15 protein-coding genes and 1 pseudogene are annotated in these 12,629 nt (G+C 67.5%); 4 read left to right on the top strand and 12 right to left on the bottom strand.

The window, feature by feature from the left end; genetic code table 11:
* Window positions 1-33 precede the first annotated feature (33 nt).
* Genes ACW17V_RS07935 through topA form a run of 3 tightly spaced genes read right to left on the bottom strand, consistent with a single transcriptional unit; the run spans window position 34 to window position 3,437 of the window.
* The gene (locus tag ACW17V_RS07935; protein ID WP_492108306.1) at window positions 34-297 is read right to left on the bottom strand and encodes a hypothetical protein; all 264 of its coding nucleotides are present in this window, start codon (window positions 295-297) and stop codon (window positions 34-36) included.
* Window positions 298-348: 51 nt separating this feature from the next.
* On the bottom strand, window positions 349-714 hold the full coding sequence (locus tag ACW17V_RS07940; protein ID WP_492108307.1) for a hypothetical protein: 366 nt from the start codon (window positions 712-714) through the stop codon (window positions 349-351).
* 38 nt (window positions 715-752) lie between these two features.
* Window positions 753-3,437: a type I DNA topoisomerase gene (gene topA, locus ACW17V_RS07945; RefSeq protein WP_492108308.1), complete on the bottom strand. Its 2,685-nt coding sequence runs from the start codon at window positions 3,435-3,437 to the stop codon at window positions 753-755.
* A gap of 178 nt (window positions 3,438-3,615) precedes the next feature.
* Between topA and ACW17V_RS07950 the strand changes: the two genes are divergently transcribed.
* Window positions 3,616-3,789, top strand: coding sequence for a hypothetical protein (locus ACW17V_RS07950; RefSeq protein ID WP_419317302.1), 174 nt, complete (start codon window positions 3,616-3,618; stop codon window positions 3,787-3,789).
* Window positions 3,790-3,812: 23 nt separating this feature from the next.
* Here ACW17V_RS07950 and ACW17V_RS07955 read toward each other — a convergent pair whose 3' ends face one another.
* The 8 genes from ACW17V_RS07955 to ACW17V_RS07990 all read right to left on the bottom strand — a co-directional run bounded on the left by ACW17V_RS07955 (window position 3,813) and on the right by ACW17V_RS07990 (window position 9,395).
* Window positions 3,813-4,154, bottom strand: coding sequence for a helix-turn-helix domain-containing protein (locus ACW17V_RS07955; RefSeq protein WP_492108309.1), 342 nt, complete (start codon window positions 4,152-4,154; stop codon window positions 3,813-3,815).
* Window positions 4,147-4,428 carry a BrnT family toxin gene (locus ACW17V_RS07960; protein WP_492108310.1) on the bottom strand — a complete coding sequence of 94 codons (282 nt, stop codon included), beginning with the start codon at window positions 4,426-4,428 and terminating at the stop codon, window positions 4,147-4,149. The genes ACW17V_RS07955 and ACW17V_RS07960 overlap by 8 nt, the downstream gene beginning before the upstream one ends.
* A 38-nt stretch (window positions 4,429-4,466) precedes the next feature.
* A complete protein-coding gene (gene dprA, locus ACW17V_RS07965; protein WP_492108311.1) occupies window positions 4,467-5,564 on the bottom strand; it encodes a DNA-processing protein DprA in 1,098 nt (365 codons plus the stop codon).
* A complete protein-coding gene (gene plsY / locus ACW17V_RS07970; protein WP_492108312.1) occupies window positions 5,561-6,208 on the bottom strand; it encodes a glycerol-3-phosphate 1-O-acyltransferase PlsY in 648 nt (215 codons plus the stop codon). Before plsY ends, dprA begins: the two co-directional genes overlap by 4 nt.
* A 112-nt stretch (window positions 6,209-6,320) precedes the next feature.
* Entirely contained in the window at window positions 6,321-6,602 is a 282-nt protein-coding gene (locus tag ACW17V_RS07975) for a type II toxin-antitoxin system RelE/ParE family toxin (protein ID WP_492108313.1), read from the bottom strand.
* Window positions 6,592-6,846: a type II toxin-antitoxin system ParD family antitoxin gene (locus ACW17V_RS07980; protein ID WP_492108314.1), complete on the bottom strand. Its 255-nt coding sequence runs from the start codon at window positions 6,844-6,846 to the stop codon at window positions 6,592-6,594. The genes ACW17V_RS07975 and ACW17V_RS07980 overlap by 11 nt, the downstream gene beginning before the upstream one ends.
* A 64-nt stretch (window positions 6,847-6,910) precedes the next feature.
* Complete coding sequence (pyrC, locus tag ACW17V_RS07985; RefSeq protein ID WP_492108315.1) at window positions 6,911-8,212, bottom strand: dihydroorotase; 1,302 nt, start codon at window positions 8,210-8,212, stop codon at window positions 6,911-6,913.
* Between the two features lie 184 nt (window positions 8,213-8,396).
* The gene (locus tag ACW17V_RS07990; RefSeq protein ID WP_492108316.1) at window positions 8,397-9,395 is read right to left on the bottom strand and encodes an aspartate carbamoyltransferase catalytic subunit; all 999 of its coding nucleotides are present in this window, start codon (window positions 9,393-9,395) and stop codon (window positions 8,397-8,399) included.
* 314 nt (window positions 9,396-9,709) lie between these two features.
* Between ACW17V_RS07990 and ACW17V_RS07995 the strand changes: the two are divergent.
* A pseudogene (locus tag ACW17V_RS07995) lies at window positions 9,710-9,855 on the top strand (hypothetical protein); the annotation flags it as partial.
* A 408-nt stretch (window positions 9,856-10,263) separates the two neighbouring features.
* On the opposite strand, the gene ruvX reads toward ACW17V_RS07995, so the two are convergent.
* Entirely contained in the window at window positions 10,264-10,755 is a 492-nt protein-coding gene (gene ruvX, locus ACW17V_RS08000) for a Holliday junction resolvase RuvX (protein WP_492108317.1), read from the bottom strand.
* A gap of 102 nt (window positions 10,756-10,857) precedes the next feature.
* Between ruvX and gatC the strand changes: the two genes are divergently transcribed.
* Together gatC and gatA are read left to right on the top strand one after the other, a co-directional pair.
* Complete coding sequence (gene gatC, locus ACW17V_RS08005) at window positions 10,858-11,145, top strand: Asp-tRNA(Asn)/Glu-tRNA(Gln) amidotransferase subunit GatC (protein ID WP_492108318.1); 288 nt, start codon at window positions 10,858-10,860, stop codon at window positions 11,143-11,145.
* Window positions 11,145-12,617: an Asp-tRNA(Asn)/Glu-tRNA(Gln) amidotransferase subunit GatA gene (gene gatA, locus ACW17V_RS08010; RefSeq protein ID WP_492108319.1), complete on the top strand. Its 1,473-nt coding sequence runs from the start codon at window positions 11,145-11,147 to the stop codon at window positions 12,615-12,617. The genes gatC and gatA overlap by 1 nt, the downstream gene beginning before the upstream one ends.
* Window positions 12,618-12,629 lie beyond the last annotated feature (12 nt).

Below are 12,629 nucleotides of genomic sequence, written 5' to 3' on the forward strand. Positions count from 1 at the left end.
CAGGCGACAGAGGGCGCCCTGTTGGGCGGATTTCTACTTCGAATAGACGACCCGGCACTCGCCCTCGACCGTGGTGTAACGGCCATTGGCGGCGTCGACGAACGAGATTCGACCACCCTCGTCATACTCGACCTTGCCGGTCGAGCGGCCGGCGAAGGTCTGTGTGCCGTAGCTCCAGCAGACGATGTCCGCCGGCTTGTCGCCCCAGGTCGCCTCGCGACTGGCCCGCTTGCTGTCGGTGCAGCCGCCTGTGGCGACCGTAGCGAGGATGATCGAGGCGGCGACGGCAAGGCGCATTGAGAGGATCTCACAGGCAAGGGCCCGATTGTCGGGAGAGGCGGTCGTTGATCAGTATAGGTCTTCGATCGACCGTGGGACTTGCTGGGCCGGCGGGGGCGTCGCGGCTGGCGGCGCGGCTTCCGACGGCGCGGGCGGGGCTTCGATCACTGCGACCGGGGCGTCAGCCTCGGCGGTCTTGACCTCGACAGCCTTGACCTTGGGTTTCTCGGGCGGCGGCGGCACGTAGAGCGGAGCCGGGGCCGCGTCCTTGATCGGCACGCCCGACACCTCGGCCAGGGGCGCGGTCGAGGTGCTGGCGTTGGTCTTGCCGTCCTTCAGCGCATTGGTCAGGCCCATGGCGAAGCCCAGGACGCTGACCAGGATCAGGCCGGCGACCACGACGGTCAGGGGCAGGGGCCGTTCAAGCGACGTCATGCCGGTAATCTAACCCTGGATCGCGATCATGGGTAGCGTCAGGCCTCCGCCTTTGTCGGCTTCTTGGCGGCGGCCTTCTTTGGTGCGGCTTTCTTGGCCGCAGGCTTCTTGGCGGGAGCCTTTTTGGCCGGAGCCGCGCCGTCGGCGGCCGCCTTGGCCTTGGCGGGAGCCTTGGCAGGCGCCTTCTTGGCTGCCGCCTTTTTCGCCGGCTTCTTGCCCCCGCCCTTGGCGACGCGCTCGGCCAGCAGGACCACGGCTTCTTCCAGGGTCAGGGCCGCGGGGTCGGCGCCCTTGGGGACGTTGGCGTTGGTGTCGCCGTGCTTGATGTAGGGACCAAAGCGGCCCGACAGCACTTTCACCGGCTTGCCGTCCTCGGGGTGATTGCCGAGTTCAGCCAGAGCGGCCGCCTGACCACGTTGCGGACGCCCGCCGCCGGCCCGTTTGTCGGCCAGCAGGGCGACGGCGCGGTTCAGGCCGATGTCGAACACGTCCTCGGGGTTTTCGAGATTGGCATAGGTGCCCTCGTGCAGCACGAAGGGTCCGAAACGGCCAAGGCCGGCGGTGATCTTCTTGCCGTCGTCGGGGTGCATGCCGACTTCGCGCGGCAGGGACAGCAGGCGCAGGGCCTTTTCCAGGTCGACAGCGGCCGGGAGCCAGCCCTTGGGCAGGCTGGATCGCTTGGGCTTGTCGCCGCTTTCGGCGGCCGGCGGCTCTTCGACATAGGGGCCAAAACGACCGTTCTTCAGCCACACCGAGCGACCGGTCTCGGGATTGATCCCCAGCTCCTTGTCGGCGGCCTCGGCTTCGCCTTCGCCTTCGGCGGTGGCCAGCTGGCGGGTGAAGCGGCATTCGGGATAGTTGCTGCAGCCGATGAAGGCGCCGAACTTGCCGACCTTCAGCGACAGCATGCCCGTCCCGCAGGTGGGGCAGATGCGCGGGTTCGAACCATCGCCCTTGTCGGGGAAGATGTGCGGACCCAGAGCGTCGTTCAGCGCGTCGAGCACGTTGGTGACGCGCAGTTCGGCGATCTCGCCGACGGCGGCGGCGAAGTCCTTCCAGAAGTCTCGCAGGAACTGTTTCCAGTCCAGCTTGCCGTCCGACACCAGGTCCAGCTGCTCTTCGAGGCCGGCGGTGAAGTCGTATTCCACGTAGCGGCGGAAGAACTGCTCCAGGAAGGCGGTGACCAGGCGGCCCTTGTCCTCCGGAATGAAGCGGTTCTTCTCCATCTTCACATATTCGCGGTCGCGCAGCACGGTCAGGACCGAGGCGTAGGTCGACGGACGGCCGATCCCCAGCTCTTCCATCTTCTTGACCAGGCTGGCTTCCGAATAGCGCGGGGGCGGTTCGGTGAAGTGCTGGTCGGCGCGGGCGTCGATCACCTTGGCGGCGGCGCCGTCCTCGATCATCGGCAGGCGGGCGCTGTCCTCGTCGCCGTCATCATCGCGGCCTTCTTCATAGACCGTCAGATAGCCGGGGAAGAGCACCACCTGGCCGGTGGCGCGCAGGCCGGTCTGTCCGTCGTGGCTTTCGATATCGACCGTGGTGCGCTCGATGCGGGCGCTTTCCATCTGCGAGGCGATCATCCGCTTCCAGATCAGCTCGTACAGCCGGCCCAGATCGGGCTCCAGCCGCAGCGAGCCGGGATTGCGGCCCAGGCTGGTCGGGCGGATGGCTTCGTGCGCTTCTTGCGCGTTCTTGGCCTTGACCTTGTAGTAGCGCGGCGTCTCGGGGACGTAGTCCTTGCCATAGACATTGCCGATGACGTCGCGGGCTTCGGCGATGCCCTCGGGGCCCACCGCCACGCCGTCGGTTCGCATATAGGTGATCAGACCGACGGTCTCGCCGCCGATGTCGATGCCTTCATACAGCTTCTGCGCCGCCTGCATGGTGCGCTGAGCGCTGAAGCCCAGCTTGCGCGAGGCTTCCTGCTGCAGGGTCGAGGTGGTGAAGGGCGGGGCGGGCGAGCGCTTGCCGGGCTTCTTCTCGACGGCGGCGATCTTGAACACGGCCTTTTCGACCGCCGCCTTGGCGGCCAGGGCCGAGCCCTCGTTGCCCAGATCGAACTTGGTGAGCTTCTTGCCCTCGTGCTTGACCAGGCGGGCCGTGAACGGATCGGCGCCGGCCGACACGTCGGCGTCGACGCTCCAGTATTCCTGGGTCTTGAAGCGCTCGATCTCCATCTCGCGCTCGACGATCAGGCGAAGGCAGACCGATTGCACCCGGCCGGCCGAGCGGCTGCCCGGCAGCTTGCGCCACAGGACGGGCGAAAGGGTGAAGCCGACCAGATAGTCCAGGGCGCGGCGGGCCAGATAGGCCTCGACCAGCTCCATGTCGATGTCGCGCGGATTGGCCATGGCCTCCAGGACCGAGGCCTTGGTGATGGCGTTGAACGTCACGCGCTGGACGGTCATGCCTTTGACCGCCTTCTTCTTCTGAAGGACTTCCAGAATGTGCCAGCTGATCGCTTCCCCTTCGCGGTCGGGGTCGGTGGCCAGGATCAGGCGGTCGGCCCCCTTCATCGCGTCGATGATGTCGGACACGCGCTTGGACGACTTGGCGTCGATCTCCCAGCTCATCGCGAAATCGTTGTCAGGCTCCACCGAGCCGTCCTTCGACGGCAGGTCGCGGATGTGACCATACGAGGCGAGAACCGTGTAGTCGGACCCGAGATACTTGTTGATGGTCTTGGCCTTGGCCGGGCTCTCGACGACGACGACGTTCATTACGACTCTTGTACCTGGGGGAAGGATCGCCCTGTAGGCGAGCGCCGGAAAGTGGGGGCGCGACGGGGTGTCTGTCAACGCGGCCTGTTCAAACGGCGCCGTTTCCCGTGATTTGGTAGCCGATTGTTAAGGCTGGCCGGGCGATAGTGAAGGCTGAACCCAAACCCTTTTGGCGCTCATGAACGTCTCGACCATCAACCGGATCGCCACCGAGGCCTATGTCTCGCCGATCCAGCCCGTCAAGCCGGTGACCTCCAACGCGGAACGCGCGCAGATCGCCGACCGCCTGCGCGACGCTATTCGCGCCGCCCCGGCCCAGGGCACCGGGCTGATGATCGACCTCAGCGTTTAGGGTTTCAGGCCGGAAGTCGCCGATCAGGCCGCTTCGCCACCCACCAACCTTCGCATCGTCTCGGGATCCCGCGCTATGGCCGTGAGCAGCGTCCTGGCGGGTGCGTCTGGCGTCGTTCGACCCTGTTCCCAGTCACGCACCGTTGACAGCGGCAAGCGGAAGGCCGCCGCGAACGCCGCCTGGGTCATGCCCAGCCGACCGCGAATATCCTTGATCGCGTTGACGCGCTTGAACCGCGACAGCTGTTCCTCGGTCAGCGGCGGGCAGTCGGGATCGGACAGGGCGGCGGCGTTGATGTCTTCTTCTGTCATCGCCTTGAGCCGATCCCAGTCGGTCTTGCCTATCGGCAGATCGCCGCTACGCACCACGAAAGTACCTTTTGCTTTCGGTGGGGTTGGCGGGTCTGGCTGAGATGATCCGGTAGTGATTTTGGACATGTGAGACGGTGACGACGAAGAGGACGGCCCCGAAGCAGGCGCCGATGATTTGGGTGCGTTCTTCGCCGTAGTCGAACCGGTCATCGACATCCTCCAAACGCCAGGGGTCCAGGATCGCGTGACAGGCGTCTTTGAAATCAACCCCATGTTTGGCGAGGTTGCTCCGAGCCTTTTCGAGGTCCCATTCGAAGTCAATCTCCACAGTACTGGTATCCGGTACTTGGGGCAAGTCGGGACCACTCAGGCGCTGGTCACCATCCCGCCCGCCAGCAGTTCCGCCCGCTCGGCCAGGGCCAGCTCCACCAACGCCGCCATCACCGCCGAGGTCGGGGCGCCGGTCGCCCGGACCAGTTCGTCACGCGAGACGGCCGTGGGCGAGAGCAGGGCGGCCAGGCGCTCGCGCAGGGCGTCGAAATCGACGTCGGTCTCGGGTTCGCCTTCATAGCCCCGGTCGCGTTCGCGCAGGTGGATCTGGCCCGACAACGCGCGCAGCACGTCCTCGGCGCCTTCGCACAGGATGGCGCCCTGGCGGATCAGGTCGTTGGTCCCACGGGCGCGCGGGTCCAGCGGCGAGCCGGGCACGGCGAAGACGTCGCGGCCCTGCTCGGCGGCCAGGCGGGCGGTGATCAGCGAACCCGACTTCAGCTCGGCCTCGACCACCACGACGCCCAGCGACAGACCGGAGATGATGCGGTTTCGGCGCGGGAAGTCCTTGGCCTGGGCGCGGCGGTCGGGGGCGCTTTCGGACACCACGCAGCCCTCCACGGCGATGCGGGCATGGAGCGAAGCATGTTCGGGCGGATAGATGTCGCCAATCCCGCCGCCCAGCACGGCGACCGTGCCGGTGCGCATCGCGCCCTCATGGGCCGCGCCGTCTACGCCGCGCGCCATGCCGCTGACGATCACATGGCCGGCCTCGCCCAGTTCGGCCGCCAGCTGGCGGGCGAAGCGCTGGCCGGCGGCCGAGGCGATGCGGGCGCCGACGATGGCGACGCTGGGCTGGGGCAGAAGCTCCGCGCGACCCAGGGCCCACAGCACCGGCGGCGGGGGATCGAGCGCGGCCAGGCGGGCGGGGAAGTCGGGCTCACAGCCGCACAGCAGGCGGGCGCCCATGGCCGCGCCGGTTTCCAGTTCGCGCTCGATGGTCTCGCGCAGGGGGATGTTCAGCGGGGTGGCTCGCCCGCCGCGTCGCGACAGGTCGGGCAGGGCGGAGAGCGCCCGCTCGGGCGTACCGTAGCGGGTCAGCAAATGGTCGAAGGCGACGGGGCCGACCGTCTCGGTGCGCGCCAGCCGAAGCCAGGCCAGGCGCTGGATGTCCGAGAGGCGGCCCGAAATCACGCGGCCGGAGGCGGCGTCTCCGCCGTCTTCTTCTTGCCGATTTTCGGCTCCTCGCCCTTCAGCAGGCGGGCGATGTTCTCGCGGTGACGGATGAAGATCAGCACGGCCATGAACAGGGCCAGCACCAGCATCGGATAGGGCTGGTCGGTGGCCAGGGCGAACGGCGCGGCGAGGGCGGCGGCGACTAGGGCGGCCAGCGAGCTGATGCGCAGCAGGGCCGCCACGGCCAGCCAGGTGATGGCGGCCAGCACGCCCACGGGCCAGCACGCGGCCAGCAGCACGCCATAGAAGGTGGCCACGCCCTTGCCGCCCTTGAACTTCAGCCACACCGGGAACAGGTGGCCCAGGAACGCCGCGCCGCCTGCCAGAGCGACGATGGCGGCGCTGTCGTTCGTCAGCCAGCGGGCCAGCAGCACCGCGACCACGCCCTTGCCGGCGTCGCCCAGCAGGGTGATGGCCGCCAGGTCCTTGCGGCCCGAGCGCAGCACATTGGTCGCGCCGATATTGCCCGAGCCGATCTTGCGGATGTCGCCGGCCCCGCCCAGCCGCGTGGCGATCAGCCCGAACGGGATCGAGCCGAGGAGGTAGCCTCCAACGACGGCGATCGCGAGCGTGAGATAGACGGCTTGAGCGAGATCTTGCACGTTTCGACCCTAAGGAGAGTTGCGCGCGATTTCAACCGCTGCGCAAGGATTGCTTGTGGCGAAGGTGTAGCAGGAGACTCAGCGGGTGAGCAAAACGCACGTCCCGGACCCTTCAGGGAAGCCAATCTTCGGATGCATGTCGAACACGCTGGATGAAGATGTCCGCCCCGTCGAGGCGGTAGATGATGATGTGGCTCTTGTAAGGATGGACGCGCGATGAGCGGCCCAGTTCGGCGCGTTCGGGAGCGGCGCGTGGAAAGTCGGAGAGAAACGCGAAAGCCTGCTCCAAGCCAGCGTGATAGCGCTCAGCCTGGTCTTCACCAAATGCCTCCGCTCCGATGAGGTAGATGTCGAGGATATCCTCCTCGGCCTTGTGACTGAGCCTATAGGCCATCCGAGGTGGCCCGCAGCCGGCGGCGCGCCGCCGCCAGGATGTCGTCCATCGAACTGGAGCTGACGCCGCTCTCCTCGGCCTCGTCGATCAGGCGCTGCATGGCGGCGATCTTTTCCGCGCGTTCCTGATCGCGGCGGATCAGGTCGCGCACATAGTCGCTGGCATTGCTGTAGCGCCCGGTCTCGGCGCGGCCTTCCACCCAGTCCTTCATGGCGTCGGGCAGGGAAACGTTCATGGTCGCCATCATGCACCTCTGATGACAGTGGGTGATATTTGGCAAAGATTGTCAATCTTTGCCATTCAAGGCGCTACCCCTCAGCCCTGTGCACCACCCGCCCGTCCACCAGCGTCATGAGCACCTGCCCCTGCAGCCGTCGCCCGTCGAACGGCGAGTTCTTGGACTTCGACAGCAGTTTCGCCGCATCCACGATGATCGGCGCATCGATGTCGCACAGAACCAGATCAGCCGGCGCGCCCGGCGCGATCCGACCGCCGCGCAGGCCCAGAAGTTCGGCCGGGGCCAGGGTCACGGCGCGGATCAGGTCGACCAGCGGCAGGCGCTCGTCGTGGTACAGCGACAGCAGGGCCGGCAGCAGGGTCTCGACGCCGATGGCGCCGGGGGCGGCTTCGTCGAAGGGCAGGCGCTTGTCCTCGGCCGGGGCCGGGGCGTGGGCGCTGACCACGATGTCGATCAGGCCGGTGGCCAGGGCCTCGATCAGGGCCTGACGGTCGTCCTCGCCGCGCAGGGGCGGGGTGACCTTGGCGAAGCTGCGATAGTCGCCGATGTCCAGTTCGTTGAACGACAGGTGGTTGATCGACACGCTCGCGTGCAGGCGCAAACCGCGCGCCTTGCCGCGCGCCAGGGTCTCCAGCGCGCCGGCGCTGGTGATCTGGTCGACCAGCAGGCGGCCGCCGGTGGCTTCCAGCAGGGCGATGTCGCGCTCGAGCATGATCCGTTCGGCCATCGGCGAGATCGCGGGCAGGCCCAGACGGCCGGCGAACTCGCCGCCGATCGCCGCGCCGCCCCTGGCCAGCCACATGTCCATCGGCCGGTGGGCCAGCAGGGTGTCGAAGCCCTTGGCGTAGGTCAGGATGCGTTGGAATACCTTGCTGTCGACGATCGGGCGGTCGGCGTCGGTGATGTAGACGCAGCCGGCCTCGCGCATCAGGCCGATCTCGGCCATCTGCTCGCCCTTCAGGCCCTTGGTCGCGGCCCCGGCGCACAGGATGCGGGCGCTGTCGATGTCGCGGGCCCGGCGCAGGATGAAGTCGACCACGCTGGGATCGTCGATAGCCGGATCGGTGTCGGGCTGGACGACGATCGAGGTCACGCCGCCGGCGGCGGCGGCGCGCGCGGCCGAGGCCAGGGTTTCCTTGGTCTCCGAGCCCGGCTCGCCGGTCTTGACCCGCAGGTCGATCAGGCCGGGCGCCAGCAGGGCCCCGCCGCAATCGACGACCCGGACGCCCTTGCCCAGCTTGCCGAACTCGCGGCCCTTGGCGACGTCGGAGATCACGCCCTCGGAGACGATGACCCCGCCAGGGCCGTCATAGCCGCTCTCGGGATCGACCAGGCGGGCATTGGTGAAGGCCAGGGGCTGGGGGGCGTTCATGATTGAAATTCCAAAGACGCCACTACAAAACCCCGCTCTCCCCGGCGAAGGCCGGGGTCCAGATCGAACCCACCTGCATCGAGCGATTTGGCAAAACCCGAAGGCGCGTCATCCCCAAACGCTCTGGATGAATCTGGGCCCCGGCCTTCGCCGGGGAGAGCGGAAGAAAAGAGGTGGCCCAAAATCATCGCCCCGCCTCCTCCAGCCGTGCGGCGAGGCTGGTCAGCACCGCCATCCGGGCGGCGACGCCCATCTCGACCTGGTCCTGGATCAGGCTGACGGCCGGGTCGTCGGCCACGTCGCTGTCGATCTCGACGCCCCGGTTCATGGGCCCAGGGTGCATGACCTTGGCCCCCGGCGCGGCGCGGGACAGCTTTTCGCGGTCCAGGCCATAGAAGCGGAAATATTCGCGGGTCGAGGGCACGAAGCCGCCCTGCATGCGCTCCAGCTGCAGGCGCAGCATCATCACCACATCGGCCCCGGCCAGGCCCGACTTCATGTCGTGGTGCACCGTCACGCCCCAGCGCTCGGCCTGGGCCGGCATCAGGGTGGCGGGACCCACCAGCCGCACGCTGGCGCCCAAGGTGTGCAGCAGGGAGACATTCGAGCGGGCCACGCGGCTGTGCAGCACGTCGCCGCAGATCGCCACCGTCAGGCCCGACACCCGGCCAAAGGCGCGGCGGATCGACAGGGCGTCCAGCACCGCCTGGGTGGGATGCTCGTGCTGGCCGTCGCCGGCGTTGATCACGTGGCCGCTGACCTTCTGGCTCAGCAGGCTGGCCGCGCCCGACGAGGCGTGGCGCACCACCAGCAGGTCGGGCCGCATGGCGTTCAGGGTTACGGCGGTGTCGATCAGGGTCTCGCCCTTGGTGATCGACGAGGTGCGCGGGCTCATATTGACGACGTCGGCGCCCAGGCGCTTGCCGGCGATCTCGAAGCTGGACTGGGTGCGGGTGCTGTTCTCGAAGAACAGGTTCATCAGCGTCCGGCCCTTGAGCAGGTCCAGCGACTTGGAGGTCTGGCGGTTGAAGGCGACGAACGCTTCGGCCAGGTCCAGCAGGTCCGCCGCCTGGGGCGCGTTCAGGTCGCCGGCGGACAGGAAATGGCGCTTTGGGAACGCAAAGGCGCGGGCGCGGATCGCGTCGAGGGCGACGCGGGCGGGATCATGGGGCTTGGCCGTCATGAAACGGTGTCTTAGGCGGCTTTGGCGGGAGAGGGAAGGCGGCGGGTGCGCGCGATGGGGGATAACCGGCCGCCGCCGTTGGCCCCCTCCTGACCTGCTGCGCAGGTCGTCCTCCCCCTTTTCAGGGGGAAGATGACATCGGCGCCCTTCATCTTCCCCCTCCGGGGGAAGACGGCTGCGAAGCAGCCCGTAGGGGGCAAGTGCGGGGATAAACCGCGCGCTATCCTCTGCGCTTTCGGGAAAAAGCTTAGCCTGATCAACACCCTGCAAATAAAGCGAGCGCGCCCATCAGACGCGCTGAAACCTCCCGTATTCTGTCCCCACCTCGTCGCGAGGAAAGGGCGCAAGGCCAGCGACCATTGCGGCGGCGGGGGGTGATCGAGCGGGACTGGGGTCGAGGGGGATACTCGACCGGTCCGGGGACCTGGTTGCTGGCCAGGCCCGCCCGCCGTCGGCGTGGATGAGGACAGACGGGTGTGTACATTAGTCATTAGATTGGCTCGCCCGCCTCGACCGCCGGTTCCTTGCGGAAACGCGAGAGACCGGCTCCCGGTAAGGCCTGAACAGGGCCACCTGACGGGACGCTGACGGATAACGACCACGCGGAGCGAACGGCTTCGTCGAAACGGTATTGTCTATCTCTCATCCGGACGTTGTCCGGACGCTCCGCGACCCTTTCCATCGCCATCGCAGCGAAAGCGCGGGGGTGTGAAGCTGTGTCTTCTCCCTTCCCCCTTGGATGGGGGAAGGGCGGGGTTGGGGGTGAAACCGCCGGACGATTGCACGCAGGCCGCGCCCCGTCCTGGACCTCAGTCACCCCCATCCCCAACCCTTCCCCGATCAAAGGGGGAAGGGAGTTTGTCGAGAGCTAAACCTTGCCCGCGGCTTCCCGTATCCCCCGCATCCGCTCCAGCGCGCCCTGCAGGATCCAGCCGGCGGCCATCTTGTCGACCACCTCGGCGCGGCGCTTGCGGTTGACGTCGTGCTCCTCGATCAGCACCCGGGTCACGGCGGCGGTGGAGAGGCGCTCGTCCCAGAAGGTGATCGGCACATGGGGCTGCAGGCGCAGCAAGTTGCGGCCCAGCGCCCGGTTGGACTGGCAGCGGACGCCCTCGGTGCCGTCCATGTTCATCGGCAGGCCGATGACGATGCCGGCCGCCTTGCGGCTGCCCATCAGCTTGAACAGCGTCTCGGCGTCCTCGCTGAACTTGGTCTTCTTGATCAGGGCCAGGGGGCTGGCGACGGTCAGGGTGACGTCGGAAACGGCCACGCCGATGGTCTTCTCGCCGGGGTCGAGGCCGACGATCGGCAGGTAATCGGGGATGGCGGCGGCGAAATCTTCGATATCGAGAACGGGCATCGCCCCTCATAACACGGGGAACGGCCCGCCCAGCAAGGGAACGACTTGTCAAAGCGCCCCTCTGGCGGCTAACCCACGCGCTTGGAATTCAGGAGGCCCCCAATGGCCATTGACGTCGCCACAGTGCGCAAGGTCGCGCGGCTCGCGCGGATCGCCACACCCGAAGATCGCCTGGAGCCCTTGGCCCAGGAGCTCAACGGCATCATGGCGTGGATCGAGCAGCTGGCCGAGGTCGACACCGATGGTGTCGAGCCGCTGACCAGCGTGGTCGGCGCCGGCGCGCCGCTGCGCGACGACGTGGTGACCATGGGCGGCGACGCCTCGGTCATCACCTCCAACGCTCCCAAGTCCGTCGACGGCTTCTTCGTCGTGCCCAAGGTTGTCGAATAATGAGCACGCTTACGTCTCTCACCCTGAAGGGCGCCATCGACGGCCTGGAAGCGGGTGACTTCACCTCGGTCGAGCTGACCACGGCCCATATCGAGGCCATCGAGGCCGCGCGCGCCCTCAACGCCTTCATCGTGGAAACGCCGGAGCAGGCGCTGGCGATGGCGGCGGCTTCCGACGCCCGCCGGGCCCTTGGTGTGGCCGGTCCGCTGGACGGCGCGCCGCTGGGCGTCAAGGACCTGTTCTGCACCAAGGGCGTCCAGACGACGGCCTGTTCGAACATCCTCAAGGGCTTCGTTCCGGAATACGAATCCACCGTCACCAGCCAGCTGTGGCGTGACGGCGCCGTGATGCTGGGCAAGCTGAACCTGGACCAGTTCGCCATGGGCTCGTCCAACGAGACCAGCGCCTTTGGCCCGGTGACCAATCCCTGGCGCTCGACCGCCAGCAACAAGCCCCTGACCCCCGGCGGCTCGTCGGGTGGTTCGGCTGCGGCCGTGGCCGCCGGCCTGTGCCTGGGCGCCACCGCCACCGACACCGGCGGCTCGATCCGCCAGCCGGCCGCCTTCACCGGCACCGTCGGCATCAAGCCCACCTATGGCCGCTGCTCGCGCTGGGGCGTCGTGGCTTTCGCCAGCTCGCTGGATCAGGCCGGCCCCATCGCCAAGACCGTCGAGGACGCGGCCCTGCTGCTGACCTCGATGTGCGGCCATGACCCCAAGGACTCGACCAGCCTCGACGTGCCCACGCCCGACTTCACGCAATTTGTGGGCAAGTCGGTCAAGGGCCTGAAGATCGGCATTCCCAAGGAATACCGCGTCGACAACATGCCTGCCGAGATCGAAAAGCTGTGGGAAGACGGCATCGCCTGGCTGAAGGAAGCCGGCTGCGAGATCGTCGACATCACCCTGCCGCACACCAAGTACGCCCTGCCGGCCTACTACATCGTGGCCCCGGCCGAGGCGTCCTCGAACCTGGCCCGCTATGACGGCATGCGCTACGGCCTGCGGGCCGAGGGCGGCAACCTGACCGAGACCTACGAGAACACCCGCGCCGAAGGTTTCGGCGACGAGGTCAAGCGCCGCATCCTGATCGGCACCTATGTGCTGAGCGCCGGCTATTATGACGCCTACTACCTGAAGGCCCTGAAGGTGCGTCGCCGCATCGCCGAGGACTTCGACAAGGCCTGGGAACGCTGCGACGCCATCCTGACCCCGACGGCGCCCTCGGCGGCGTTTGGTCTGGGCGAGAACAGCAACGACCCCATCGCCATGTACCTGAACGACGTGTTCACGGTGACGACCAACCTGGCGGGTCTGCCGGGGCTGTCGCTGCCGGCGGGGCTCGACACCAACGGGCTGCCGCTGGGCCTGCAGATCATCGGCAAGCCGCTCGACGAGGGCACGGTGTTCTCGGTGGCCGGGGCGCTGGAAAAGGCGGCCGGCTTCAACGCCAAGGCCGCCCGCTGGTGGTGATCTCATAGAAAA

The organism is Caulobacter sp. FV2ye17ST (genome assembly GCF_058680955.1).